24 protein-coding genes and 1 tRNA gene are annotated in these 24,456 nt (G+C 58.9%); 15 read left to right on the forward strand and 10 right to left on the reverse strand.

Annotated elements, in window-relative coordinates:
- The first annotated feature begins 57 nt into the window (after positions 1–57).
- Both HY29_RS03500 and HY29_RS03505 read left to right on the forward strand, forming a co-directional pair.
- Positions 58–906: an SDR family oxidoreductase gene (locus tag HY29_RS03500; RefSeq protein WP_034792296.1), complete on the forward strand. Its 849-nt coding sequence runs from the start codon at positions 58–60 to the stop codon at positions 904–906.
- A 96-nt stretch (positions 907–1,002) separates the two neighbouring features.
- On the forward strand, positions 1,003–1,878 hold the full coding sequence (locus tag HY29_RS03505) for an SDR family NAD(P)-dependent oxidoreductase (RefSeq protein ID WP_034792298.1): 876 nt from the start codon (positions 1,003–1,005) through the stop codon (positions 1,876–1,878).
- A 10-nt stretch (positions 1,879–1,888) separates the two neighbouring features.
- On the opposite strand, the gene HY29_RS03510 is transcribed toward HY29_RS03505, so the two are convergent.
- Positions 1,889–2,173 carry a hypothetical protein gene (locus HY29_RS03510; RefSeq protein WP_034792300.1) on the reverse strand — a complete coding sequence of 95 codons (285 nt, stop codon included), beginning with the start codon at positions 2,171–2,173 and terminating at the stop codon, positions 1,889–1,891.
- On the opposite strand from HY29_RS03510, the gene HY29_RS03515 reads away from it, so the two are divergent.
- Complete coding sequence (locus HY29_RS03515; protein WP_155838193.1) at positions 2,166–3,119, forward strand: DMT family transporter; 954 nt, start codon at positions 2,166–2,168, stop codon at positions 3,117–3,119. The two genes, HY29_RS03510 and HY29_RS03515, sit on opposite strands and share 8 nt — an antisense overlap.
- Here HY29_RS03515 and HY29_RS03520 read toward each other — a convergent pair.
- Complete coding sequence (locus HY29_RS03520; RefSeq protein WP_034792304.1) at positions 3,107–3,634, reverse strand: disulfide bond formation protein B; 528 nt, start codon at positions 3,632–3,634, stop codon at positions 3,107–3,109. The genes HY29_RS03515 and HY29_RS03520 overlap by 13 nt on opposite strands.
- Positions 3,635–3,700: 66 nt before the next feature.
- Complete coding sequence (locus tag HY29_RS03525) at positions 3,701–4,354, reverse strand: exopolysaccharide biosynthesis protein (protein WP_241765124.1); 654 nt, start codon at positions 4,352–4,354, stop codon at positions 3,701–3,703.
- Between the two features lie 41 nt (positions 4,355–4,395).
- Here HY29_RS03525 and HY29_RS03530 point away from each other — a divergent pair.
- Positions 4,396–4,480, forward strand: a tRNA-Leu gene (locus tag HY29_RS03530).
- A gap of 648 nt (positions 4,481–5,128) precedes the next feature.
- On the forward strand, positions 5,129–8,083 hold the full coding sequence (locus tag HY29_RS03535; RefSeq protein ID WP_162176669.1) for an autotransporter outer membrane beta-barrel domain-containing protein: 2,955 nt from the start codon (positions 5,129–5,131) through the stop codon (positions 8,081–8,083).
- Positions 8,084–8,193: 110 nt separating this feature from the next.
- Here the strand turns inward: HY29_RS03535 and HY29_RS03540 are convergent, their stop codons facing one another.
- The 4 genes from HY29_RS03540 to HY29_RS03555 are packed head-to-tail and all read right to left on the reverse strand — an operon-like array spanning position 8,194 to position 11,629.
- Positions 8,194–8,913 (reverse strand): DUF3299 domain-containing protein, encoded by a 720-nt coding sequence (locus HY29_RS03540; protein ID WP_034792318.1) that lies wholly within the window; start codon positions 8,911–8,913, stop codon positions 8,194–8,196.
- Between the two features lie 51 nt (positions 8,914–8,964).
- A complete protein-coding gene (locus HY29_RS03545; RefSeq protein ID WP_034792320.1) occupies positions 8,965–10,233 on the reverse strand; it encodes an ABC transporter permease in 1,269 nt (422 codons plus the stop codon).
- Positions 10,230–10,925 (reverse strand): ABC transporter ATP-binding protein, encoded by a 696-nt coding sequence (locus tag HY29_RS03550; RefSeq protein ID WP_034792322.1) that lies wholly within the window; start codon positions 10,923–10,925, stop codon positions 10,230–10,232. Before HY29_RS03550 ends, HY29_RS03545 begins: the two co-directional genes overlap by 4 nt.
- Positions 10,922–11,629: a ZrgA family zinc uptake protein gene (locus tag HY29_RS03555; RefSeq protein WP_034792324.1), complete on the reverse strand. Its 708-nt coding sequence runs from the start codon at positions 11,627–11,629 to the stop codon at positions 10,922–10,924. Before HY29_RS03555 ends, HY29_RS03550 begins: the two co-directional genes overlap by 4 nt.
- 178 nt (positions 11,630–11,807) lie before the next feature.
- Here HY29_RS03555 and HY29_RS03560 point away from each other — a divergent pair, with 178 nt between their 5' ends.
- Positions 11,808–12,599: a ZIP family metal transporter gene (locus tag HY29_RS03560; protein ID WP_241765125.1), complete on the forward strand. Its 792-nt coding sequence runs from the start codon at positions 11,808–11,810 to the stop codon at positions 12,597–12,599.
- 143 nt (positions 12,600–12,742) lie between these two features.
- Entirely contained in the window at positions 12,743–13,402 is a 660-nt protein-coding gene (locus HY29_RS03565; protein WP_034792326.1) for a hypothetical protein, read from the forward strand.
- 16 nt (positions 13,403–13,418) lie between these two features.
- Here HY29_RS03565 and HY29_RS03570 read toward each other — a convergent pair whose 3' ends face one another.
- Entirely contained in the window at positions 13,419–14,720 is a 1,302-nt protein-coding gene (locus HY29_RS03570) for a polyhydroxyalkanoate depolymerase (protein WP_034792329.1), read from the reverse strand.
- 86 nt (positions 14,721–14,806) lie between these two features.
- Here HY29_RS03570 and HY29_RS03575 point away from each other — a divergent pair, with 86 nt between their 5' ends.
- Complete coding sequence (locus tag HY29_RS03575) at positions 14,807–14,944, forward strand: hypothetical protein (RefSeq protein WP_155838194.1); 138 nt, start codon at positions 14,807–14,809, stop codon at positions 14,942–14,944.
- 10 nt (positions 14,945–14,954) lie between these two features.
- On the forward strand, positions 14,955–15,296 hold the full coding sequence (locus HY29_RS03580) for a hypothetical protein (RefSeq protein ID WP_034792333.1): 342 nt from the start codon (positions 14,955–14,957) through the stop codon (positions 15,294–15,296).
- 3 nt (positions 15,297–15,299) lie between these two features.
- Here HY29_RS03580 and HY29_RS03585 read toward each other — a convergent pair whose 3' ends face one another.
- A complete protein-coding gene (locus HY29_RS03585) occupies positions 15,300–15,722 on the reverse strand; it encodes a hypothetical protein (RefSeq protein WP_051594913.1) in 423 nt (140 codons plus the stop codon).
- Between the two features lie 69 nt (positions 15,723–15,791).
- Positions 15,792–16,925 carry an iron-containing alcohol dehydrogenase gene (locus tag HY29_RS03590; RefSeq protein WP_034792487.1) on the reverse strand — a complete coding sequence of 378 codons (1,134 nt, stop codon included), beginning with the start codon at positions 16,923–16,925 and terminating at the stop codon, positions 15,792–15,794.
- A 352-nt stretch (positions 16,926–17,277) separates the two neighbouring features.
- Here HY29_RS03590 and HY29_RS03595 point away from each other — a divergent pair, with 352 nt between their 5' ends.
- The 6 genes from HY29_RS03595 to HY29_RS03620 all read left to right on the forward strand — a co-directional run bounded on the left by HY29_RS03595 (position 17,278) and on the right by HY29_RS03620 (position 24,454).
- Complete coding sequence (locus HY29_RS03595) at positions 17,278–17,949, forward strand: OmpW/AlkL family protein (protein WP_034792335.1); 672 nt, start codon at positions 17,278–17,280, stop codon at positions 17,947–17,949.
- Between the two features lie 141 nt (positions 17,950–18,090).
- On the forward strand, positions 18,091–19,926 hold the full coding sequence (locus HY29_RS03600; RefSeq protein ID WP_034792337.1) for an ABC transporter ATP-binding protein: 1,836 nt from the start codon (positions 18,091–18,093) through the stop codon (positions 19,924–19,926).
- Between the two features lie 57 nt (positions 19,927–19,983).
- Entirely contained in the window at positions 19,984–20,868 is an 885-nt protein-coding gene (gene motA / locus HY29_RS03605; protein WP_422119915.1) for a flagellar motor stator protein MotA, read from the forward strand.
- Positions 20,869–20,922: 54 nt separating this feature from the next.
- A complete protein-coding gene (locus tag HY29_RS03610) occupies positions 20,923–21,933 on the forward strand; it encodes an endonuclease/exonuclease/phosphatase family protein (protein WP_034792341.1) in 1,011 nt (336 codons plus the stop codon).
- 37 nt (positions 21,934–21,970) lie between these two features.
- A complete protein-coding gene (locus tag HY29_RS03615) occupies positions 21,971–22,495 on the forward strand; it encodes a hypothetical protein (RefSeq protein WP_034792343.1) in 525 nt (174 codons plus the stop codon).
- Positions 22,496–22,537: 42 nt separating this feature from the next.
- Positions 22,538–24,454 carry a cation:proton antiporter gene (locus tag HY29_RS03620; RefSeq protein WP_051601097.1) on the forward strand — a complete coding sequence of 639 codons (1,917 nt, stop codon included), beginning with the start codon at positions 22,538–22,540 and terminating at the stop codon, positions 24,452–24,454.
- The last annotated feature ends 2 nt before the right edge of the window (positions 24,455–24,456 follow it).

Here is a 24,456-nt window from a genome sequence, read left to right on the forward strand (position 1 = left end):
CGATCAGGGGTCTCGCGCGTATAATAAGCAGATCATCCTGAGGATAAGGATCACCGCATGAAGACCGTACTTGTAACCGGAGCCTCAACGGGAATTGGCGCCGCCGCCGCGCGGCATTTGGCAAAGCAGGGATGGTGCGTCTATGCCGGTGTTCGCAAGCAAAGTGACGCCGATGCCTTGCACGCCAGTACGCCTGGAGACCTTCATCCGATCATCCTGGACGTGACCAAGCCGGACCAGATTGACTCAGCCGTCGCGACGATCTCAGAAGGCCTCAAAGGCGCGAGGCTCAGCGGCCTCGTGAATAATGCCGGCATCGCAAATATGGGGCCGCTGGCCTTGCAGCCCATGGACACATTCGAAGCGCACTTCCAGGTCAATGTGATTGGCCTGATGCGTGTGTCACAAGCCTTCATCCCTTTGCTGGGGGCGGATGAGGCCCGCACCGGCGATCCTGGACGCATCGTCAACATTACCAGCGTGGGCGGACGGCTCTCTGCGCCCTTCCTGGGTGCCTATGCAGCCACCAAGCACGCCGTTGAGGGACTGACAGATGCGCTTCGCCGCGAACTGGTCATCTATGGCATTGATGCTATCGCGATTGGTCCGGGGTCTGTGAAGACGCCGATCTGGGACAAGGCGGAAGAGGCCAATAGTGATGGCCCCTATGCCTCCAGCGACTGGGCGAAGTCTCTGGAGACATTTGAGCAGGTGATGCTGAAAGGTGGTCGCACAGGCCTCCCACCAGAGAAGGTTGCCGAAGTGATCGAAACGGCACTCGACGATCCGACGCCCAAGGCGCGATATGCTCCGGTCCCGGACAAGCTGACGAATTGGTACATCCCGACGCACCTTCCCAAGCGGATGCTGGACAAGATTTTCTGGAAACGCTTCGGCCTGAAATAGGCGCGTGGGATCGCAGGCGTTATCTTTTCTGCGGCCACTTGACGAACCACGCGGAAAGCAGGCGCATTCTTTCCTGAACAAGGGAGGAATACATCCATGGCAGATCTGTCAGGTAAGGTTGCAATCATCACCGGCGCGGCAAGCGGTATTGGTCTGGCGGGGGTCGAGACATTTGTTGCGGCTGGCGCAAGAGTCGTCGCGGGTGATATTCAGGATGAGAAGGGTCATGCCCTGCAGCAACGCTTCGGGGATGACAAAGTCCTGTTTGTACATTGCGATGTGACGCAGATGGACCAGCTGGAGGCACTGATGAACCAGGCCGTCGGTCATTTCGGGCAGTTGGATATTCTGTGGAACAATGCGGGCCATGGCGGTACGCCGGACAGTTTGGAAGAGCTGGATCTGGATGCCTATGATCAGACCATGGCGCTGTTGCTGAAGCAGGTATTCGCTGCCACCAAATTCGCCATTCCGCATATGAAAGAGAAGGGTGGCTCCGTCATCAACACGTCATCGATCAGCGCCATCACGGCCGGGTATGCGCCGCTGACCTATTCTGTCGCAAAGAAGGGCGTGGCGCACTTTTCGAAAATGGCGGCGGCGGAGCTGGCGAAATACAAGATCCGCGTGAATGCCGTTCTGCCGGGCTTCATTGCGACCTCTATCTTCGGTGCCTCGCTTGGTCTTCCGCGCGAACAAGCCGACCAGATGGCGGCAATGCTGGTGGAGGCGGGCGCTTCCATGCAACCCATTGGCCGCACAGGCAAAAGCGAGGACATCGCAGAGATGGCGGCATTCCTTGCCTCGGATGCGGCGGGCTTCATCACCGGCGGAGAGTTCGTCGTCGATGGGGGCATGACGGTTGGTCCACGCCATTCATGGGACGAAACGGCAGGCGGGCCGCTGCTGGATGCGCTGGGCATTACGCCTGAGCAGGCAGAGCAGATGCGTGACCAGATGCAGGCTGGCTAGGCCGCAGCGCCTAATCCTGAGACAGCGCTTCAAGGCCGGGGATCAGTTCCACCTTCTTTAGAAGCGCTTTCAGGCTTTTGGCGTTAACAACAGGTCTGCCCAATTCGTCGGCTATGCTATAGCCTGTCTCTGTCTTGCTGAGGGGGAAACGGCGCCAGTGTGCTCGCGTCCGGAAAATCCAGACATGTTCCGGCTCTCGACCGGAGGCCGCCCATCCCGTCCACATATGATCTGCCGGCAGCTCACGCCAGAGACGGTCGATTTCGTCAATTTCGGAAGGCGTAAAATTGCCCATTCATACAAATCCTGATCATGCGGAAAGTACAGACCTACTGACCCCGGAGGCCCCGCGCAACATTGAAGGCGCGATATGGATGATCGCTTCCGGGGCTGTTTTTACGGTATTTCTGACGCTGTCAAAGGTCCAGTCGGCCACATTCGACCCCGGGTTCTTAGCATTCTGGCGCTCGGCTGTGGCAATGATCGTGACCTTGCCGATCATTTTCCAGCAGGGTGTGAGCATTCTGAAAATACATCAGCCCGGCATGATTTTCCTGAGAAGTGCCTTTGGTACGCTGGGCTTCATTCTGGGCTTCTATGCCGTGTCTGATGCAGTGGGCCTACCCTTGTCGGAATTCAATTCCATCAGCTTTTCCCGCGCCATGTTCATTACCGTGCTTGCGGCCTTTGTTCTCAGGGAAAAAGTGGGCCTCCATCGTTGGGGCGCGACTTTTGTCGGGTTTCTGGGTGTCATGATCATGCTGCAGCCTCAGATGGGGATCAGCCTGGGCATGGTGCTGGCGCTGGCGGCGGCGTTTTGCATGGCCGGGGCAATTACGCTGGTAAAGTCCCTGACGCGCCTGCACAGGCCGATGACACTGCTGATCTGGGCCAATTTCCTGTCATCGGTGCTGTTGCTGCCGCTTGCGATCTGGAAGTGGCCTGAGGTTGCGCCCTCTCTCATGGATTGGGGGCTGATCGTTTTGATGGGCCTATGCGGCGTGATGGGGCAATATTTCTATATTCGGGGCATGAGTATCGGCGATGTCTCTTTCCTGTCGCCGATGGACTATCTGCGACTACCGATGGCGGCGCTGGTGGATTGGAGCTTGTTCCATATCCTGCCGGACTTATGGACCTGGGTTGGCACCGCCATCATCATCGTCGCGACACTCTACATCACCTTGCGCGAACAGCGCCTGAAGAGGCGGCGCCTGGCAATGCTTGATCAGCCTGGCTGATCCGAAGCAGCCCCGCGGAATGTCGCGCCGGCAGCCACAAAGCTGATGATTGCCATGAAGGCAGAAATCACCCCATTCCAGCCCGCCATGGACAGGCCCATGATATAGAAGGGGGCGTCCGTGCAGGACGGTACATGCATGGGCTCGTTGAAGTCCCGGAACGCCATCGGGTCGATCGGGCCCTCGCCCGAACAGCCTGTCGGAGGCGGAAAGATGCCCCATTCCACGCCGGAATGATAAAAGGCCACAACCACGCCCACGCCGAACACCAGGCCGATCATCACATTCAGGGCAACCAGAAAACGACGTTTGGGAACAATCTTCCAGAGGGCCAGCCCTGTCAGCGTCATGGCGATAAGCGCCCAGTAGACCTCCCTCTGTCGCAGGCACAATGGACAGGGGGCAAGGTTACCAAAGGTCTCAAAAGCGTGGGCCGCCGCCAGCATGAAGACAGACAGGCCGACCGCGATACAGGGCCACTTCCAGTCTTTCAGCAGGGATATGAAAAATGCCATGTCGCAGCTAAAGCCGGGACATGGCCGCTTCACAATGCGGCGCGTAGTCACTTTGCCGTTATTGGCTTACCCAAGAAGGGTTACGGCGCCCAGCATGACGGCGCCGATCAGGCCGCTGACCCAGGCCGTGCCAATCAGCAATCCTGCAATCACCATAAGGCCATCCTTCTGCATCAGCCCGAAAGAGGCGATAGCAACGGCAAAGCCCGGCACGGTATTGGTCATGGGCAGCGGCACCAGGATTGAGGCGCAGAAAATGCACAGAAAGGCGCCAATCACCCGTTCGGATCGCTTTCCGGTAATCATGGTCAGGCGCGGGCGAACAATGGCTTCGATCCAGCCGAGCCATTTCCGGCCCCCCTTGGACATCTGGGTCAGGCCCTTCCGGTCAATCTTCCGGGCGGCCATCTTGTCTGGCATCCAGGGCTGTTCGCGCCCAATCACCATCTGAAAGGCCAGCGCCATCATCGGCAGGGAAACGACCTGGGGCACGCCATAAAGAAAAGGGATGCAGCAGGGCAAAGCGAGCAGGAACAGGCCGGCTCCGAACGCGCTCTCATCCAACTGATCAAAGATTTCGCGCAGGGAATAGCCTTCCTCTGGCGCACGCGCAGCCATGGCTTCCAGCGTCTGGAGGAGGGTTTTTTCTTTGGTGGAGGAGATCTCTTGCATAGAGGACGTGTTAGACAGCTTTTTCTGCGGCGTCGAGAAGATTGACATGTGCCCCAGCTATGCGGCAGGAGAAGCGCTCCCGATCATGGGCCTCTGTGGCGGAATTGGTAGACGCGACGGATTCAAAATCCGTTTTCTTCGGAAGTGCCGGTTCGAGTCCGGCCAGAGGTACCACATATCTTAAGGAGCGCGGTCGAACGCCGAACGTTCCTGCCTTCAGCGCTTCGTCGCACACATTGCTTCCCTGAAAAGTCTGCCAGATCAAGCAAGCTCTGCCTGCAAAGGTCGCATTGGCTAAAACCAATACGCAGGCATGCGATTATGCATGCTCCTGGCTGTCCTGGCGTCGTTCTTTCCACACGGGTCCGATTATTGTTCCCCTTTAAGTTTAAGTTCGGTTTTGGTGCAAAACTAATCTGAAAGTGGAGCATCATCCCTGCCAGCCGCCAATGCCGTGCGATCCGCCGACACTGGCGGACTCCTGAGTGGTATCAAGAAAACTGCAGCAGGCAAAAAAGACTATTCAAATTGGATGAATCGTAATCTGTAGCAAAATATACAGATAGAAAACTTGTTGTTAACAGACACGCCATGAATGGAGTTAGTAAATCTAATTTTAAAACGTGTTAAAGATCCCCGTGGTTTTGGTAATTCTTGGGGCTGCCATTTGTCAGAATTGTAACTTCCGATTCACTAGCGTTCGCTACCTAAAGGTCTACAGCGGTGAACTAGAGGCAAGAAAGCCTCTTTAAGTTGAGTGATATTGGAGGTCACAAAATGAAGAAACATCAGACACCCGGACGCCTTTCCATGCATAAAGGAATGAGTCGGCGCGTATGGGCATCTGCGTCCATGGCGGCTATGGCAGCATCGCTTATGTATGCAGGCGCAGCGCATGCCGACCCGGCCGTGTACTTCAACGAGGATGCAACCATCGGTATCCAGAAGTTCAAAGACACAGTTGATTCAGCTGATGCGGCCTATAATGCAGCCAACCCAGGCTCGACGCGTTCGTCGCTGATTTACGAGTATGATATTCTCAGCACCAGCGGCAGCAGCTTCATGGTCATTGGACCGAATGCCGGGGATCCATCCGTTGTTGTCGAAACCAGTCGCGGTGGCAGTGCAGCCAGCAATAATGGAACTGGCAACGAAGGTAGCGATGGCTTCACAAATTGGGGTAACAGCTACAGCAAGAACGCAGGCTTCTCCGCCGCAGAAGCCATGGGCTATACCTATAAATTCTATGAAGCGGATGGCACAACACCGTTTGAAATGAACGCCATCGGGACCATGGTGAATGACTGGGGGACCTGTTGCGCCGTGGATAATGCGACCCCGGATGGTGGCACGGCAGATGCCTCTCAGGTATATCTACGCTTTGGCAGCTCCAACCCTTTGCTGCTTGGTGGCATTTCGTCGACCATCGGCCCCCAAGAACACTTTATCGGTGCGATCAATGACACCAACTTCTTCAATGAAGTCACGGTCATCGCCAATGGTAATGGGGAGTACTTTGGCGTTGGCGGATATCTCGTCTTCTCGACGGTCGCTCTTAACAGTGTTCCCGCGGGGTCTTCCGATGTCGATGATTCGCTGAGCGGTGGCGGAAGCATCCCGGATATCGATATGGCGGCCACCTATTATACCGCCAGGAAACTGGCCGACGGTGCGGTAAACCCGAACTTTGTCGGTGGTACACTGATGTTTGGCATGAACACCAGCGTGAACACCAGCTTCACAGTCCAAAACCAGGGCGGCACCATCGATACCGAGAACAACATCGTTGTTGCCCATGGCAGCTTCAGCGGCAGCGGCGCGATGAACAAGACCGGTTCCGGCTTGCTCGTTCTGTCTGGCACCAACACGCAAGCTGGTGGCTTCTCAGTTTCCCAGGGTACGCTTCAGGCATCTTCCGACTCGAACCTGGGCGGCGGACCACTGACAATCGGCAACGCCACATTCCAGGCCGGGGGCACATTCAGCTCGTCCCGTCAGATGATCGTTCAGCATGAGAACGCCACGTTTGATGTGCTAGACCATTCGGTTCTGTGGAATGGGGCCATCACAGGCGCTGGCGGTTTCCACAAGCGAGGCAGAGGCATGCTGATGCTGACGGGCAACAGCCAGATGACAGGCAACAGCTATGTCGATGAAGGCACGCTCAGCGTGAATGGCATGTTCGGCTCTAACCTGCTGACGGTCAATGATGGTGCAACTCTCAAGGGCACTGGCAACGTGAACAGTGACGTCATGGTTCTGTCCGGCGGTGAGCTGTCACCGGGTAACTCTCCGGGTGCGCTCTATGTGTCAGGTGACGTGACCCTGAACCAGGGTTCAATCTTCCGGACCGAGATTGACGGCAATGTGTACTCTGCTGCCGGTGGAGCTGGAAGCTATGACCGCCTGGTCCTGACCGGAGAAGGCGCAACCTTCACCGCTGCAGGTTCCATTAACCCTATCCTGCGCGGTATTTCAGGCAACGCCAACAACAACTACACACCGGTCATGGGTGACATCTTCACAGTCGTGACCGCAGACAATGTTGTGGGCACGTTTAATGACGTGGTTCAGCCAGCCTCTGGTCTTGCCGCGAATACGCGTCTGAAAGTCATCTACAATGATGACTCCGTCCAACTTGCCCTCGTGGCCAATAGCCTTGGCCTGGCGAGCATGACTGGCGGCATGCGCGGCAATGCAGTGACAACAGGCCTGACCCTCGATTACGCAACGGCCAATGGCCAGAATGCAACGGGCGAATTGTCGGACCTTCTGGATCGTTTCGATGGTCTGAACGAAACTCAAGTGGCCAACGCCGTGCGGTCCCTGTCGGGTGATATGCATGCACATATCATCGAGAGCACGGAATCTGTCCTGATCGGCTCTGACGACATGATCATCTCCGCTGCGCGCGGTGAGGGAGGTGTCGGTGGCCTCTCCAAGGAATTGGATAATGGCATTCGTCTCTGGACACGTGCAGAAGCCCGCGGGGCAAGCTACGACCCCGATGGCTACACATGGGGCTTCGACGAGGATGTCTATGGCATGACGGTCGGCGCCACACTGCTGAACAAGGATGGCATGAAAGCCGGCATCGCAGGCAGCTACAAGACTGTGGACCTCTACAATGACACAGCCGATGGTGCCACGACGCACATGTTGTCTCTGTACGGTTATGGTAGCCGCGCCGTGACGACGCGCCTGACCCTGTCTGGTCTGGTGGGCTATACCCATGCCTCCGCCAAGGTCAGCCGGACGTCGGAGCTGGGCACGATTGCAAGCCACTCCCGTGCCAAGCAGGACATCGGTATCCTGCACGCACAGGCTGAGGCCCGCTACAAGGTGCTTGAGCGTGGGGCTACCAGTGCTTTCGCCATCGCCGGTGTTCGTACGGCCGTGTCCAACATCGATGCCTATGATGAGCGGGGCGACCTGGAATTCACCCAGCTGTCCCTGGGCGGAGAATCCCGCAACACGCTGCAATCCAAACTGGGTGCAGAAATTGCACACACAGTTGCCAAGACGGATCTGGCTCTCTTCGGCAACTGGACCCGTGATATCGGTGCCGACCCGAAAGTCGAGCGCGAAGTCAGCCTCGGGAATGCAATCTGGCAGACGGCCTCTGTGCGACGTGGCCTGGATACTTACAATTATGGTGTCCGCGCCAGCCGCGATGTGACGGACCGGATCGGTGTCGAGATTGAGTATACCGGCCGCTACAACAGCCCGAACTATGATGCTCAACAGCTCATGATCGGTGTGAACTTCGCCTGGTAAAACGGGGCTCACCTTACAAAACAAAGCCGGCTGCAGAGGTGCAGCCGGCTTTTTTATGTCCTGGCGATCAGAACTGGCCGAAAGGCCGTGCGATGCCGTTGGGGCAAAGCCTAGTATTCGTATTTTTCGATATGAGTCATTTCCAGCGTATAGGCTGCGTCCGCAAGATCACTTTCCTGGGTCTGCGCGTGCAGAATGCCTTCTACCCAGACTGCCTGCGCCAGATCCTTCAGTTGGATCGGGTCTTCTGTGGAGACGAATACGGTCTGGTTTGGCGGGGGAGGGGGAGAGTGAATGCAGGCGCCAAAGTAAGGTACCAGCAGGAATTGGGTGATTTGCGCCTTGGAGCCGTATTCGAACGGAACCGTATAACCGGGAATGCGGACTTTCTTGCCGTCGAGAGCTTTCACCGTATTGAACGTGCCGATCTGCACCATCGTGTCGGCCGCAGAGCCTTCTGCGATCCCGCCGCCGCCGTACAGCATGGCCATCTGGCTTTGATACATCTTGGCAAGACGTTCCTCTTCGCCTTCAGGCATCAGGTCTTCCCAGCCAATCTCCGTGACACCGCGTGCCTTGATTTCTTCCTGCTTGCGCGCCTGCTCCGCTGCCTTGGCTGCGATAGAGGCCTCCTTGGCGGCCTGACGCTCTGCGTCGCTCTGGCCAATCTTGTCGCCAACTTGCGGCCCGTCAGACTTGCTGGTTTCGGCTTTCGAGGCTTCCGGCGCAGGCGTTTCTGCACTGGCTTCCGGCGCGGTGGTGGATTGGCCGCAGGCTGTGATCAGGGCGGCCACGGCGGCTGCGGAGAGAAGGGAAGATATCTGTTTCATGATGACCAGTCTAAAGTCTGAAAGCCTATCGTGCCAGAGGGATTAAGCGGTTTACAATCGGACGGACAAACCATCCGCAAGAGAGCGCTGGAAAGCCATCCAGGCGGGGATTGCCCCGGCCAGCAAGGCAGCGAGGGTTACAGCCAGTAGGGTGTAAATATCCGTCGCCCCCAGGCCTGTGCCGATGAGGGAGATTCCATATTTGGCCGTAATGATGGGCCCGGCAATGAGCAGGATCAAATGGATCAGGGCTATGCCTATCAGCGCGCCCAGAAAGCCAACGAGGCCGGCTTCCAGCACCAGCAAGGCAAAGATGTGCCCGGGCCGCGCGCCAACGGCGCGCAGGATTGACATCTCCCGCCGCCTTTCATTCAGGCTGCTCAGAATGGAAGTGAGGATGGAAACGATGCCGACGGCGATGACAAAGATGGAGACTGCCAGCAGGGCGCGTTCGGCCACATCGGTCACGCTCCAGAGTTCCGCGAGTGCCTGAGAGGGCATGATGGCCATCAAGGGTTCGCCGGGATTGGTATTGATCTCGCGCCGCGTGGTCAGAATCGTGCCCTTGCGCTTCAGGCCGAGGAAAATGGCTGTCACGGTTTTGGGCGTCAGGTCGAAACTTCGGATCATTTCTTCCGAGATCGTATCGGCCAGCGGGTTTTTCGCCCCGGTTTCCCAGCCGACATGGATGGCGGTGATTGCTTCCAGGGAGACATGAACTGTGCGGTCAACCGGGGTGCCTGTGGGCGCCAGAATACCGACGACGCGGAAGGGGCGGTTGTCGTGGCCTGACCCCAGACTGGCCTTACCGAGCCCATGCGACAGGATCAGGGGGGTGCCGATATCGTAGCCGAGTTCCTTGGCAACATCGGCGCCAATTACCGCGTCGAACAGATCGTCAAAGCGTTTGCCTTTCGCAATGACCAGATCCTTGCTGCGGCCATACTTGTAATGGTCGAAATAGTCCGTAGTCGTTCCCATGACACGGAAGCCGCGATGGCTGTCGCCCAGGGAGATCGGAACAGCCCAGGCAACATCATCGCGATGGGCGATCTTCTGATAGGTGGGCCACGAGATTTCCGCCGTGGCATTCCCCATGCGGAAGACTGAATAGAGCAGAAGATTCACGCTGCCGGTAGGCGCGCCAACGATCAGCTCTGTGCCGGAAATCGTATTGTCAAAGCCTTCGCGCGCACCCGTACGGGCTTTATCAACCCCGAGAAACAGCGCAACGGACAACGCCACGGCAAGAAGGGTCAGGATGACAGACCCCTTGCGGTTCATCAGGCTTTTCCAGGCGAGGGAAAGGATGCTGTTCATGCCGTGGCCCCCGCTTTGTTGATCTCTCTCAAATCCACGGCCCGGTCGAACAAACGCGCCAGGCTGGCATCATGGCTGACGAACAGGAGGGCTGCGCCGGTGCGGGCGGCTTCCTCGCTCAGCAATTCGATGAAGCGGTCACGCGCATCCGCGTCCAGCGCAGAGGTCGGCTCGTCTGCAATCACGATCTCCGGCCCGCCGATCAGGGCGCGCGCGGCGGCAACCCTTTGCTGCTGTCCGACAGAGAGGTCAGAGACGCGGCGATCCAGCAAGGCTGTATCTGTCAGGCCAAGCCTGGCGAGCAGGCGCCGGGCTTCCTCATCTGCGTCTCCCGCAATGGCCTTGCGACGTAGCGGAGAGAATTTCAGGGGGAGGGTGACATTTCCGACAACGGACAGATAGGGCACGAGATTGAACATCTGGAAGATGACGCCCAGATGATCGGCCCGAATGCGGTCTCGTCTGGCGGGGGCCAGCTTCGCCAGATCGTGGCCGAGAACATTCACATGTCCTGCGCTGGGTTCCAGTACGCCGGCGATCAGCCCCAGAAGGGTAGACTTACCGGACCCGGAGGGCCCGCGTAAGAACAGGCGTTCTCCCGCGTTCAGGTCAAAGCGCTCAATATCCAGCACCTCTCCGCCGGATGGCCAGGAGAAGCGCAGCTCTTCAATGTATATGACGGGATCAGTCACTGGGAAAAAGGCAGGAACGGGCTGGCAGAGGTGAGGGTCGCGGCGATCTGTTTGCCGTCTCCGAGATAGACGGACGAAACTTTCTCGAAGCCGGGATAAAGATCAAAGCCGGTGAACATCAGGCCGTCCAGGCGGCTCGGGCGGCGGCAGTCCCAGACAATCGACAGGGTCATGGCGGCATGGTCACCATTGCGGCGGATGGCGGCCGACCGCTCGACCAGGTCACATTTTGCGTCACCGAGCAGCTCTGTCAGACCCTCGGCGTATTGCTCGAAGTCTGCGTCTTTCTTCTTTGTTGCTTCCGACAGGCCGAAATTCGCCAGGGGCGCATCGACACTTATGGTAATGAAATTGTCTTCCTGTGTGACGGCCAATTCAGCGGCGCCGTGGACATGGGCCTCTCCACCGGCATGCTCATGATGCGCCTCGCCCTCATGATGCTCTTCTTCCGCTTCCGAATGCTCTTCTTCAGTGTCAGCGGTGTAGGCTTCCTGCATGTCTGCGATATCTGCCGCATCGGCATCCGCGTCTTCTGTGAGAGGGGCCGGTTCGCTGCGCGCTGGCGGCATTTCCGCCGTCATCGGCGCCATTTCTGAAGTCGAAGTCTCAGAAGGTTGTTCGGAAGAGGGGCCGCATGCAGCCAGAAGGCCAATCAGCCCGCCCATGCAAAGCAGACCGACAAGTCGGCCAGATGTCTTGTTCATTCAAACGCTCCAGTCGTCCTGTCCGTTGAACTGCGTAAAGCAAAAAAATCTGCTCGCAAGCCCACTAATGATACCATATAACATTTTCCGCAAGGCCGCAGGATGCGGTTAACGACCGCACGCCCCCGATTTTGCCTATTTGACTGACTCATACATGCTCACTTCCATGCAAGCCCCCATGTTTTTCGGCTTGATCGCGGCCTTTGTGACCACGATCGGGTTGATTGCCGTGTCGACACGTGGGGATTGGAGTGCGCGCTTTTCTGCCGTCATGGGCCTGGCTGCGGCTGGCATGCTGATCACGCTCAGCCTGTTGCACATTGCCCCGGAGGCGTTTGAGCTGAGCCGGAATGCGCCGACCTACATGCTTGCCGGGTTTCTCGGCGGGCTGGTGCTGCACTTTTCCCTGCACACATTCTTCCCGGAGCGCGCTGACTCGGCACGGTCTGCTGCCATCACGCCAATCCTGGCCATCGCCATCCACTCGCTGCTCGATGGCGTGATCTATTCTGTCACCTTTGCGGGCAGCTTTTCTTCCGGTGTTTATGCGGCGGTTTCGCTGATCCTGCATGAGTTTCCGGAAGGCGTGATCGCCTTTGCCATTCTGCGCCGGCACTCTTTCAGCAACCGCCAGTCATTTCTCTTTGCCTTCCTTGCGGCGTCCGCAACGACGCCTCTGGGCGTGCTGATCTCTTCTCCCTTCATGTATCTGATGGGACCGGATGTGGTCGGATCGCTGTTTGCGGCTTCGGCTGGGCTGCTGCTCTATGTGGCGACCGGCCCGCTGATGGAGCCCCTAAAGGGCGAGCCGCCCTTGCGTAGCCTGATTGCACTGACCGCAGGGGTTCTGACCGCTGTGGTGATATCGCTCTTGCCTGTCCATGATCATGAGCACGCTGGCGCGCATGACCACGATCACTCCCACGAAAACATGCAGGCACCGCATGCCTTGCCGGAAAGGTTCCGATAGGCGCCTCCAGGCATCAAGCCAGGTCCCGGCACGGCGTTTGCACACTTTCCTACTTCAGGGCAGCCTGAGGTTTACCGGTGGGTGAAGGAATTTCCTAACCGCTTCGTGCCTACACTGTCCTGATAAATAAGGGATGGTGTGCCATGTGGCAGCTAAAAAGACTGACATATCTGGGCTGTTCGGCCCTCGCTCTCGGGCTGATCGGATTTCAGGGACAGGGCAATCTTGCGTCGGCGAGCCTGCTGCAGAGCGATCATGTCCAGATTTTGCCGGGCAGCGCTGTCCAGATTCCGCATCCGCTTCCAGCCATGGAAACGCCGGCTGCACGGCAAGTATATCTTGATGTCGCGGCGGGACGCGGCGCAGCGGCCAAGCAGGCCCGCAATGCGGCGATCTCCAGTTGGCTGGGCGGCTTGCATGATGCCGGTCTGGCCGATTTCTCTGTCCACCATATGGACAAGGGTGTGATCTACGAAGTGCGCCTGCGTCACCCGATCGAGACCGCAAAAGTGTCTGCCTTGTGGGTGGCTGTGCCGGATGGGTTGGACCTGCCGTCTTCTGTGCTTTTGCATCAGGCCAAGGCAGGGGGTGACTCCACGCTGGAGCTTCAATCCTGCACATCAAAGGAAACCCTCGCCAAATCGGAGGCTGAGATCACGCTGGACAGTGCCAAGGAGAAGGCAGTCTCACGTCTGAATGATTATCTTGATGCACCGGACCCGATGCGGATCAATGTTGTGGGTGGTCCTCAATCAGAGTGCCGCGAATTGGCAAATATGTTGCCCCGCCTGACAGAGCGCTAGGCGCCCTGCCTGTTGATCAAGCCTTTACGGCCAGTCTTTCAGCGGCGGCTTCGTCTGCATCGCGCATCGTGAAGCGACGGGTAAACTGCGTCACACGCGGGGCGATTTCCGTGCGGAAACGGTTGCCATTGAACACGCCATAATGGCCGACGCCGGGCTGGATATAGTCCGCCTTCATATCGTCTGGCAGCTTGCTGCACAGGTCATGCGCCGCCTGCGTCTGGCCGATCCCGGAAATGTCATCCTTCTCACCTTCCACCGTCATCAGCGCGACATCGCGCACCTTGGAAGGTTTCACCAGGCGTGTGCTGCGGTAGCGGAAATTTCCGCGCGCCAGATGATGTTCCTGGAACACGCGCACGATGGTTTGCAGATAGAATTCTTCCGTCAGGTCCAGAACGGAGAGGTATTCATCATAGAATTCGCGGTGCTTGCCGGCATTGTCGCCGTCGCCACCGACCAGATGGTTGAAGAACTTCCACTGCGCATCGACATGGCGCGACCAGTTCATGTTCATGAATGAGGCCAGCTGCACAAAGCCGGGATACACGCGGCGGAAGATGCCGGGGTAGGGCGCGGGCACAGTGTGGATCATGTTCTCTTCGAACCAGGAAAGCGGGCGTTCTTCCGCCAGTTGGTTCGGTATGGTCGGGCTCTGGCGGCAATCGATGGGAGAGCCCATGAAGGTCATCGTGGCTGGGCGGGCCGGATCATCATCCTCGGCCATCATGGAAATCGCGGCCAGAACCGGCGGACCCGGCTGGCATACGCCCAGCACATGCGCGCCGGGGCCGACATAGGTCAGCATGCTGCGAATATGGTCAATATAATCATCAAGATCGAAGCGGCCGAGCCAGACGGGGCTCATGCGGGCATCCTGCCAGTCCGTGATGTAGACATCATGCGTCGGCAGGAAGGCCTCGACGGTGCCGCGCAGCAGCGTGGCATAGTGGCCGGATAGCGGCGCCGCAATGATCATGCGGGGCTGCGGACCAAGGCGCTTGGCGTCTCGCGCGGCGGCCAGGGCATCAGGGTCTTTGCGGAAATGCACCAGATTGCACCAAGGCGAGTGCCAGGCAACGGTCGGCGTGACGGGAACCGGCACGCTGTTGATCTTCACGCTATCGATGCGCCATTCCGGCTTGCCATAATAGCGAGTGGCGCTTTCAAACACGTCTGCCATGGCAGACAGAGACTTGCCATAATCTGTATTGCTGATGGGGTTGAGAGGCGAACTCAGCGCGGCGCGGCTGGCGCGTGCGGCAAGGCGAACAGGCGCCATGGCGGCACGATTCATTTCAACGAGCGAGTAAAGCATCAGATTACAAGCCTTCCATGTTGCATTGCAGCATAAGTGTCAAAATCCGGCAGAGCAAATGGATTCACCAGACAGGCGCAAGTTTCATGGCTAAGAAAGCCTTGGAGAAACGCGTGCAAATGGCCCTGTTCCGACAGCACCCGATTAAAGCTGCGCTGGTAAATTTCATCTCTGTAATGGAGCTGACAGGCCATGTTTCTCAAATGCCAACCCAATCCCCATAAAGGTGGCCGCATGACGCGGGCGCTGGTTTATGAGCAATCCCCGGGCCAGCTTTTCGCGATTGATGCCGAAACGCTGCATAAACAGCCGGAATTGTTGAGTGATTTTGGCCGTTACATGTATGCGCGGTTCCGCATTCTGGATGCCATGGCCTACTTGATCTGCTTGCTCGGTGTCCTGGCCTCGATTGCCTATGTCTGGTGGATGTTCATCCCTGGATTGGCCATTTGTGCGCTCATGCTGTCGGTTAATCGCAAGACGGCGGGCGCCATAGCCCGCAGCGCCGCCCGCAAATCTGCGGACAATTTCCGCAAATTGCACGAAATGGGCTGCCTCTGGCTGGTCTATCTCTAGCGGTCAGATGCCGACCATGGCGAGGATCGCCGCGATAATGGCGATCAGTGTGAACATCAGTGACAGGCTGACGGAGACTGCGCGCTGACCTTTGCGGCTGGTGCGCACGCCTTTGGGATTCTTCCCGGTCTTGGGTGCGAGCATCCATCTGTTCGAAAAGAAGCCGAACGCGGCGAGCAGCGCCGTAACCCCTGCCGCCCAGCTGCTGGACAATAGGAATAATGCCCCGGAAGCCAGCATCATGCCGGCAATCGGTGTGGAGGTCATGTGCAACAATTCGCGCACATGGCGGTCGGCCCTGCTGCCATCCAGCTTGTCATAGCTGCAATTGGGCGAGGCGATCGCGGCCACCCAAGAGGCGCCGATCGCCATGGCGCAGCAGATCAGGCCCAGATGTGTAGAAGTCGCGGCGAATCCCTGAAGCATGATGCAAGTATGCGCAGGATTCGCCCCTTCGCCTAGCGAAAGAGTGTGACCCGCCGCGCCTTCAGGGGCTTAGCCCAGCGCGATTTCGTACACTTTGGCGTAATCGTCCGCGCTCATTGGTTTCGGATTGCCGAAATGCGCAAGATCCTTCAGGGCATTGTCGACGATGCCCGGGCCGTCTTCTGCTGTCAGTCCGATAGCAGAAAGAGTGGCCGGAATGCCGATATCCGCATTCAGCTCTTCAATTGCTTCGGCCAGGTCTGCGCCCGGCTTCAGGCCCATGGCCTGACGCAGGCGGGCATATTTCGCGTCCGCCGCCCCTTCATGGAAGCGCAGGATGTGCGGCAGGAAAATTGCGTTCAGCGTCCCGTGATGCAGTTTTTTCTCATGCAGGCGGCCGGCGGCGTGAGACAGCGCATGCACCCCGCCAAGGCCTTTGACGAAGGCCAGCGCGCCTTCATAGCTCGCCATCATCATGTGCCAGCGCGCATCTGCATCCGAGCCATCCTTTACCGCCTTGCGCAGCCAGCCATCGCCGATGGCGCGGTAAATGCCTTCATAGCCGATGCCTTCGGCAGGCGGGTTCACGCTTGGTGCCAGCACGGCTTCGATACAGTGTGTGACCGCGTCCATGCCGGTCGCCGCCGTCAGATGCGGGGGCAGGCCGAGCGTCAGGTCCGGGTCGCAAATGGCGGTGGCGGGGATCAGGTTTGGCGAGACAAAGGTTTCCTTGCGGCCATTATTCATGGTCACGATCATGCCAACGGAGACTTCAGAGCCCGTGCCGGACGTCGTTGGAATGGCGATCAGTGGCGCCACCTTGCCGATCTTCTTCGCGCCGCCCGTGATCGCGGCATAGGATTCCAGCGGCTCATCATGGCTTGCCAGCAGGCAGACTGCCTTGGCCAAATCCATTGAAGATCCGCCGCCCAGGGCAATCACGCCGTCTGCGCCGCATTCCTTGTAGCGCGCGGTCGCTTCGTCCACCTGCTTCTCGGTCGGGTTTGAGACCGTTTCGTCAAACACACCCGCCGGGGCAACGCCAAGCGCATCTTCCACCTTGCCCAGAATGCCGGCGGCCTTGATGCCCTGGTCTGTCACAATGAAAGGACGGCTCATGCCGAGTCTCTTTGCGGTGCCGGCCAGCTGTTTCAGAGCGCCAGAGTCAAAGATGCAGGTGGTCAGATAGGTAATGACGGGCATGTGCGTGTTCCTCGTTGGAGCTTTTTCCTCAACGCCCATCTGCCCCAGCGGCAGGGCAAAGTTCAAGCCTGACCGTGGGAAAACCCTTCTGCCATAGGCGGATGAGCGGCTTGCGAGCGGCGTTTGGGGGAGGGGCAATCGGGCGGACCTTCTGGGGGCCGTTTCCCGTCGCACGAAGACCAAGATGACGGCGGTCTGCCGAGTCAGCAATTGGGGGGAATACCTAGTCGGGCGGCTGTGTCGCGCGACATGCGCCCGCGCGTCAAACTGCACGCTTATCTTCATCAAAACAGGGGTCTAGGTGGGGCTCATCGGGCGCAGCCGTTTGCGCCAAATGTTGGAGTGAAATGATATGAAACAGCTTCTCCTTGCCACCATGGTTGCCGGGGCGACTTGGCTCGGATCAGCACCTGTCGCATCTGCGGATGAAAATCCGTGGATGGTGCGGGGACGGGTCATTGGTGTGCTGCCGGATGAGTCCGGTGACCTTTCCGTCGCAGGGGCGCCTCTGGGCGGCGACGTCGAGATCAGCAACCAATATGTTCCTGAACTGGACATCACCTACTTCTTCACGAAGAACATCGCTGCCGAACTGATCCTCGGTGTCACACCGCATGATGTGAAAGCCACGAATGTTGCCGCTGTTAACGGCGCAAATGTGGACTTGGGCGATGTCACCCTGCTGCCGCCGACCCTGACGCTGCAGTACCACTTCGTGAATGACAGTCAGTGGAAGCCCTATGTGGGCGCTGGTGTGAACGCCACCTTCTTCTTCAATGAAGATGAAGGCCCTGTCGCTGACGGCATCGATTATGACCCGAGCTATGGGTTCGCCTTGCAGGCCGGTGTTGATTACGACCTGGACGGCGAGCCAGGCGGCTGGGCGATCAATGCAGACATCAAGAAAATCTGGATCAATACAGACGTAACGGTTGATTTCACCACAGCGCTTAGCGCGACAGTGGATGCAGACGTGGACATCAATCCACTCGTGGTGGGTCTGGGGCTCGGATACAAGTTCTGAGTCCGATCTGAGGGCCGGGGCACCCCCTTTCTGTTTCGGTCCTGAACTCCAAGGCCGCGTTTTCCCAAGGAACGCGGCCTTTTTTCTGCTTTCTGCACTCGATCATTGCGCAATGGCCCCGCGCGTATAGAGATTACGGGTATGGCTATTCTCTCTGTCAAAGATCTGCGGGTGACCTTCGATACGCCGGATGGCGCGGTCGAGGCGGTCAAGGGTATCAGTTTCGACGTGTCCAAAGGCGAATGTCTGGGCATTGTCGGCGAAAGCGGTTCGGGCAAAAGCCAGACTGCTCTCTCGGCGCTTGGCTTGCTGGCCGGCAATGGTGCGGCGACAGGCCGGATCGAGTTTGACGGTATCAACATGCTGGATGCGCCGGTTGCGAAGCTGCGGGAGATCCGCGGTGCGCGCATGTCGATGATCTTCCAGGACCCGCTGACCAGCCTGACGCCCCATATGACGGTCGGCGCGCAGATGCGCGAAGTCCTGGCCCTGCACAAGGGTTTGAAAGGGGAAGCGGCCGACAAGATCTGCGTTGAATGGCTGGAGAATGTTCGCATTCCCGAAGCCGTGCGCCGCATGAACCAGTTTCCGCATGAACTATCCGGCGGCATGCGCCAGCGCGTGATGATTGCCGTGGCCATGTTGTGCAATCCGGAATTGCTGCTGGCGGACGAGCCGACCACGGCGCTTGACGTGACCGTTCAGGCGCAGGTGCTGGAACTGATGGATGAGTTGAAGCGCGAAACCGGCACCGGCATTGCGCTGATTACGCATAATATGGGCGTTGTTGCCCGTATGTGTGACCGCGTCATCGTGATGCGTCATGGTGAGATTGTCGAGCGCGGCAATGTGGATGACATCTTCTACAATCCGCATGCCGACTACACGAAGATGCTGCTGTCTGCCGTTCCGCGCATTGACGAGCCGGACCGTCCCGGACGTCCGGTGCTGACCCCGCCGCCGGCCGCGGATATTGCGCCCGTGTTGCAGGTGGATGACATGAAGGTTCACTTCCCGATCAGTGTGAAGGGCGGTCTCTTCGGCAAGACCAAGCCGCTGAAAGCCGTTGATGGCGTATCGTTTGATTTGAAGCCTGGCGAGACGCTGGGCGTGGTGGGCGAGTCCGGATGTGGCAAGTCCACCCTGGCGCGCGGCGTTCTGAAGCTTATTCCGCCGACGGATGGCACCGTCGCCTGGCTGGGCAAGGATATTGCCAAGGCCGGCCGCAAGGAAATGGACGGCTTGCGCGATGATCTTCAGATCGTCTTCCAGGACCCGCTGGCCAGCCTTGACCCGCGCATGAGTATCGGCGCGTCGATTGCCGAACCGCTGCAGGTTCACCAGCCGAACCTCTCCCGTAAGGAGCGGGACCAGAAAGTCCGCGAGATCATGCCGCGCGTCGGGCTCGATCCGGCTATGATCAACCGCTATCCGCATGAGCTGTCCGGCGGGCAGAACCAGCGCGTCGGGATTGCCCGCGCCATGATCCTGCAGCCCAAACTGGTCATCTGTGACGAGGCCGTCTCTGCCCTCGATGTGTCGGTTCAGGCCCAAGTGGTCGACCTTCTGATCGAGCTGCAGAAGGAATTCGGCCTGGCGATGATCTTCATCAGCCATGACCTGGCCGTTGTTCGCCAGATCAGCCACCGCGTCATGGTGCTCTATCTCGGCCGTGTGGTGGAGCTGGCCGGGCGGAACACAATCTATACCGATGCGCGCCATCCTTACACCAAGGCCCTGATTGCCGCTGTGCCGAATGCGGACCCGAAAAGCGAAAAGTCGCGCGAGCGTCTGAAGCTGACGGGCGATTTGCCCAGCCCGCTTGATACGCGCGCGTCGCTCCGCTTCCTCAAATCTAAACTCGTCGATGACGGGGATGTGGATCAGTATCGCCCCAAACTGGTTGAAGTCGCGCCAGGCCATCTGGTGGCTGAGCATGACCCGGTTCTGGGCACAGAGGGCCTGCTGGTCAGCTAGCGTTCGCTAAGCTTGGCTTAAGATGAATGTGCCACTGTGCCGGTTGGTAAACCGGGAGTGCACCTCTTGCCGCAATTGATTGGCCTTGTGCTGGTGGTCGTCCTTGTCATGGGCGGTCTCGTCCTGACGGGCGGGAAGGGGGCCATGGAGGCATTGCCCTTCGAACTGGCCCTTATTGGCGGCGCAGCCATCGGCACGGTTCTGATCGGCAATTCCCCTCAAGTGGCGCGCCAGGCCCTTGGCGGGTTTGTGCGCTCCTTCCGTGGCAGCCGCTGGCAGCGCGCCCAGCATCAGGAGTTGCTCGTCCTTCTCTCCACCATGATGCGCAAGGTGCGCCAGGGCGGTTTTGTGGCCATTGAGGCCGATATTGAAGATCCGGAAAGCTCGGCCCTCTTCGCCACCGCGCCCGCCGTTCAGCAAGACCCTGCCGTGCGGGACATGATCTGTGATGCCTTCCGTCTTATGGCGCTGGACCTGTCGGACCCGGCCCGCGCCGATGCGCATATGGAGCAATCCGTCGCGCTGCATCTCGGCCAGCGCATGAAGGCTGTCGGCGCCCTGAATACGCTGGCCGATGCCTTGCCGGCGCTTGGTATTGTTGCGGCCGTTCTGGGTATCATCCGCACCATGGGCTCGATTGACCAGGCGCCCGCCGTGCTTGGCTCCATGATCGGTTCTGCTCTGCTCGGCACATTTCTCGGCGTGTTTCTGGCCTATGGGCTGGTCGGTCCGGTTGCCGCACGGTTTGGCCAGATCGTGGAAGACGAGGCCCAGCCGCTGGACGTCGTGCGCACCGTTCTGTCGGCCTTTGGCAGCGGTGTTCAGCCGGGTATTGCCGTAGAACTTGGCCGCACCAGCATCCCTGCAGAACAGCGGCCAGGCGCCGAGGATGTTGAGCAGGCCCAGACCGCCCGTCGCTTTGCAGAGCGCGCCGCCGCCTGATCCGGGCAGTCTTTCGCGATTGACCCCGTCCGCTCCAGCCCGCATCAGGTTTTGATGCCTGAACTCCGCCTCGCCACGTTCAATTGTGAAAACCTGATGATGCGGTGTGATTTCGCGCGCTCAGGCCTTCCCAATGCGCGCGACCGGCTGACGGAAGTGGATGACGCGCTGGTCGCCGAACAGGTTGACGCTGTTTTCGACGTTCTCTCCGAAGATGACCGCACGCTGACCGCGCAGGCGCTTGCCGCCACAGGTGCGGAGGTCTGCGCGCTGCAGGAGGTCGAGAACCTCGTCACGCTGACGGCGTTCGACAATCGTTATATTGCGCCCTGGGCTGGCCAACCCTTTGGCGAACGCGTGCTGCACGAAGGCAATGATACGCGCGGCATTGATGTCGGCCTGTTGTCCAGACTGCCGGTCATCTTCCAGCGCAGCCATGCTCGCGCCACCTATGGACTGCTGGATATTGCGCCGCCGCCGGGGGCTTCGGTGAATGATTATGCGTTCCGCCGCGATTGCCTGGAGGTGGACATCCAGAAGGATGGCCGCGCGCTGACGCTTTTCGTCTGTCACTTCAAGTCCATGCATGGCGGGCGCAAACGCACAGCGCCCATTCGTGAGGCAGAGGCCCGCGCGGTGCGCCGCATCATTGAGCAACGCTTTGATCGGCCTGCAGATGAGGAATGGGTCATTCTTGGTGATTTCAATGACTATTGGGAAGTCGATGGCCAGTCAGTTTCCCCGCATGGGCTGGGGCCTCTGCTGGACGATGATTTCGCCGTGGACCTCGCCAGCCGGTCAATTCCCGATCCGTTTGAGCGCTGGACCCACCATTATAATGGCGACGGGACGTATGGCGCGCTGGATCATATGTTCCTGTCGCCGCGCCTGGCTGCGCTGAATCCTGCGCCGGAAGTGAAGATCATTCGGTCCGGTGTGCCCTACATTGCGGATCGCTATCAGGGCTTCCGTTTTCCCGGCATTGGCTGGAAGATCCCGAAAGCCTCTGATCATTGTCCGATGGCTGCGACCTTAAGGTTTGAAGGCCGGGACGTATCGCTCTAGTGTCCTTCACTGTAATAATCATGGGAGCCGCAAGGCTGTGTCACGCTTCGACAAACTGATCGAGACCGTCGAGACCTATCAGGCGCTCGCGGCCGAGAATTATGACCGTATTCGCCTGCTCGCCGGAGAGGTGCGCAGTGGCTTCTGCGATTATCTGGGCTCCGGCGATGGAGTCTGCGTGCATCTTGTCCCGCCGACCGGACAATTCGAGCCCAAGGAGTATGGCGACAAGGCGTTTTCCCTGCCGCCACGGGGCTTTCGCCTTCTGGGGCCGATTTCTTTTGGCCTGGCTGTGCGGGTGTCGCGGGAGCAGGACTGGCTGCGTCTGACCATGGAATGCCGCAAGATTGGCGAGACTTTCATTGTCCAGATCGAGGACGGTTCGGAATATGAATTCAGGCTGCCCCTCACAGATGCTGACCCCCAACCTTTTTATGACCATCTCTATAACCATATACTTCTCTGGTTTGCCGGGCGCATAGAGCGCTACAAGGATGGGGATTATGGCACCCGGGAGATCGGTTTCGACTTTGCTGATGACATCAACGTCCGGCAAGCCTAGGTTTCGGGCTGGCGGGACAGGTGCACCATTGATGGGGCGTATATGAACGAACTTGAATTCGCACTGGCAGCCGCCGGATCGAGCGAGCTGATCTTTGCCTGCGCCCTTATCGGTGCGCTGGGCATCGGTGCGCAATGGGTGGCCTGGCGCATCCAGGCACCGGCCATCGTTCTGATGGCTCTGGCAGGTCTGGCCGTAGGGCCGCTCTGGTCTGTTATCTTTGGCGAACCTCTGATGAACCCGGAAAAGGTCTTCAATGGCGGCGGAAATGAGCTGTTGAGACCGATTGTGTCTCTGGCGGTTGCCGTCATCCTGTTTGAGGGTGGCCTGGTCCTCAAATTCGAGAATTTACGCGATGCTGGCGCCGCCGTTCGGCGCATGGTGTTCCTCGGCGGGCCTATGGCATGGGGGCTTGGCACATTGGCTGCCCGTTATGCCGCCGGGCTCGACTGGGGCAGCGCCGTAGTGTTTGCGGGCGTTCTGGTGGTGACAGGCCCGACCGTGATCATGCCACTGTTGCGCCAGTCCAAGCTTGGTGGGCGTACCGGCCAGTTCCTGAAATGGGAAGGCATTGTGAACGACCCTGTCGGTGCGCTGTTCGCGGTAGCCGCGTTTGAGATCATCCGCGTTGCCGCAACCGGCGAATCCATTCTGGGCAAAGGCGCGATGATTGTCGTGGCGGCTGCAATTGGTGTTGGCCTTGGCTTTGCCTTCGGCTGGGGCATCGTGCGCGCCTTCCGCCAAGGCTGGACCCCGGAATATCTGAAGGCTCCAATCATCTTTGCCTCGATCATCCTGTGCTATGCGCTGGCGGAAATGGTCGAGAAGGAAATCGGCCTCGTGGCTGTTACGGCCTATGGCATGACGCTGGCCAATTCGCGCCTCGCTGGCCTCGCAGAACTGCGAAAGTTCAAGGAAGATATTGCCGTTTTGCTGGTGTCGGGCGTGTTCGTCATCCTGACGGCCAATCTGACGCCGGATGTCATCCGGCGCGCACTGACCTGGAACACGCTGGCCTTCCTTTTGTGCATGTTGTTCATCGTACGCCCGCTGTCGGTCTGGGTCGCAACTTTTGGCACATTGAAGCGCAATGAAGCGCTGCTGCTTGGCTGGATCGCGCCGCGCGGGATTGTGGCTGTCGCTGTGTCCAGCCTGTTTGCAACCCTGTTGGAAGATCTTGGGCGGCGTGGGGATTCCCGCTTCTATTTCTCTGGTGCCGAGCAGATCACACCGCTCGCCTTTGCGATGGTGTTCGTCACCGTTGTGCTACATGGGTTCACCATTGGGCCGCTTGCCCGGCGATTGGGGCTTGCCCGCAAGGAACGCCCCGGCGTGCTGATGGTCGGCGTCAATCCGTGGAGTATCGACCTTGCCAAGACGCTCAAGGATATCGGGATTGAGCCGATCATGGCGGACAATAACTGGCGCCGCCTGCGCCCTGCGCGGGAGGCAGGCCTGAACACCTTCTTCGGGGAAGTGCTTTCAGAAGATGCTGAAGTGAGGCTCGACCATGCCGCCTTTGACCAGGTTGTCGGCCTGTCCGCAAACGAACCTTACAATGCACTGGTATCAGGCCATTTCGCCCCAGAACTCGGGCGCCACAAGGTGTACCAGCTCTCCGCGCAGGATACCGAGGATGAAGACCCCAGGGCCATCGGCATGGGCACGCGCGGCCGCACGCTGATCCGTCGGGGCAGGGGGTATGACAGCCTGATCCGGGATCATTATCGCGGCTGGACCTTCGGCAAGACGAAGCTGACCGATGAATACGGTATTGCGGATTTCCGGGAGGATCGCCCGAAGGCGGATCTGATCGCGGAAATGCGTCCGGATGGCGCTCTGATCTTCCTGGGGCCGAACCGTGAAGCGCGCGGCGGCGAGGGCGTGACGCTGATCAGCTTTGGCCCGGCGCGTGAGGTCGAAACACCTGTTGAACAGGCCGAAGTCGTCGCTGATTAAGG

Origin of the sequence: Hyphomonas beringensis (assembly GCF_000682755.1) — a bacterium.
GTDB classification, from domain to species: Bacteria; Pseudomonadota; Alphaproteobacteria; order Caulobacterales; family Hyphomonadaceae; genus Hyphomonas; species Hyphomonas beringensis.

Coding starts and splice junctions, on each gene's coding strand:
- HY29_RS03500 (WP_034792296.1), top strand. CDS start 58: ATGAAGACCGTACTTGTAACCGGAGCCTCAACGGGAATTGGCGCCGCC.
- HY29_RS03505 (WP_034792298.1), top strand. CDS start 1,003: ATGGCAGATCTGTCAGGTAAGGTTGCAATCATCACCGGCGCGGCAAGC.
- HY29_RS03510 (WP_034792300.1), bottom strand. CDS start 2,173: ATGGGCAATTTTACGCCTTCCGAAATTGACGAAATCGACCGTCTCTGG.
- HY29_RS03520 (WP_034792304.1), bottom strand. CDS start 3,634: ATGGCATTTTTCATATCCCTGCTGAAAGACTGGAAGTGGCCCTGTATC.
- HY29_RS03525 (WP_241765124.1), bottom strand. CDS start 4,354: ATGTCAATCTTCTCGACGCCGCAGAAAAAGCTGTCTAACACGTCCTCT.
- HY29_RS03535 (WP_162176669.1), top strand. CDS start 5,129: ATGAGTCGGCGCGTATGGGCATCTGCGTCCATGGCGGCTATGGCAGCA.
- HY29_RS03540 (WP_034792318.1), bottom strand. CDS start 8,913: ATGAAACAGATATCTTCCCTTCTCTCCGCAGCCGCCGTGGCCGCCCTG.
- HY29_RS03545 (WP_034792320.1), bottom strand. CDS start 10,233: ATGAACAGCATCCTTTCCCTCGCCTGGAAAAGCCTGATGAACCGCAAG.
- HY29_RS03555 (WP_034792324.1), bottom strand. CDS start 11,629: ATGAACAAGACATCTGGCCGACTTGTCGGTCTGCTTTGCATGGGCGGG.
- HY29_RS03560 (WP_241765125.1), top strand. CDS start 11,808: ATGTTTTTCGGCTTGATCGCGGCCTTTGTGACCACGATCGGGTTGATT.
- HY29_RS03565 (WP_034792326.1), top strand. CDS start 12,743: ATGTGGCAGCTAAAAAGACTGACATATCTGGGCTGTTCGGCCCTCGCT.
- HY29_RS03570 (WP_034792329.1), bottom strand. CDS start 14,720: ATGCTTTACTCGCTCGTTGAAATGAATCGTGCCGCCATGGCGCCTGTT.
- HY29_RS03575 (WP_155838194.1), top strand. CDS start 14,807: ATGGCTAAGAAAGCCTTGGAGAAACGCGTGCAAATGGCCCTGTTCCGA.
- HY29_RS03580 (WP_034792333.1), top strand. CDS start 14,955: ATGACGCGGGCGCTGGTTTATGAGCAATCCCCGGGCCAGCTTTTCGCG.
- HY29_RS03585 (WP_051594913.1), bottom strand. CDS start 15,722: ATGCTTCAGGGATTCGCCGCGACTTCTACACATCTGGGCCTGATCTGC.
- HY29_RS03590 (WP_034792487.1), bottom strand. CDS start 16,925: ATGCCCGTCATTACCTATCTGACCACCTGCATCTTTGACTCTGGCGCT.
- HY29_RS03595 (WP_034792335.1), top strand. CDS start 17,278: ATGAAACAGCTTCTCCTTGCCACCATGGTTGCCGGGGCGACTTGGCTC.
- HY29_RS03600 (WP_034792337.1), top strand. CDS start 18,091: ATGGCTATTCTCTCTGTCAAAGATCTGCGGGTGACCTTCGATACGCCG.
- HY29_RS03610 (WP_034792341.1), top strand. CDS start 20,923: ATGCCTGAACTCCGCCTCGCCACGTTCAATTGTGAAAACCTGATGATG.
- HY29_RS03620 (WP_051601097.1), top strand. CDS start 22,538: ATGAACGAACTTGAATTCGCACTGGCAGCCGCCGGATCGAGCGAGCTG.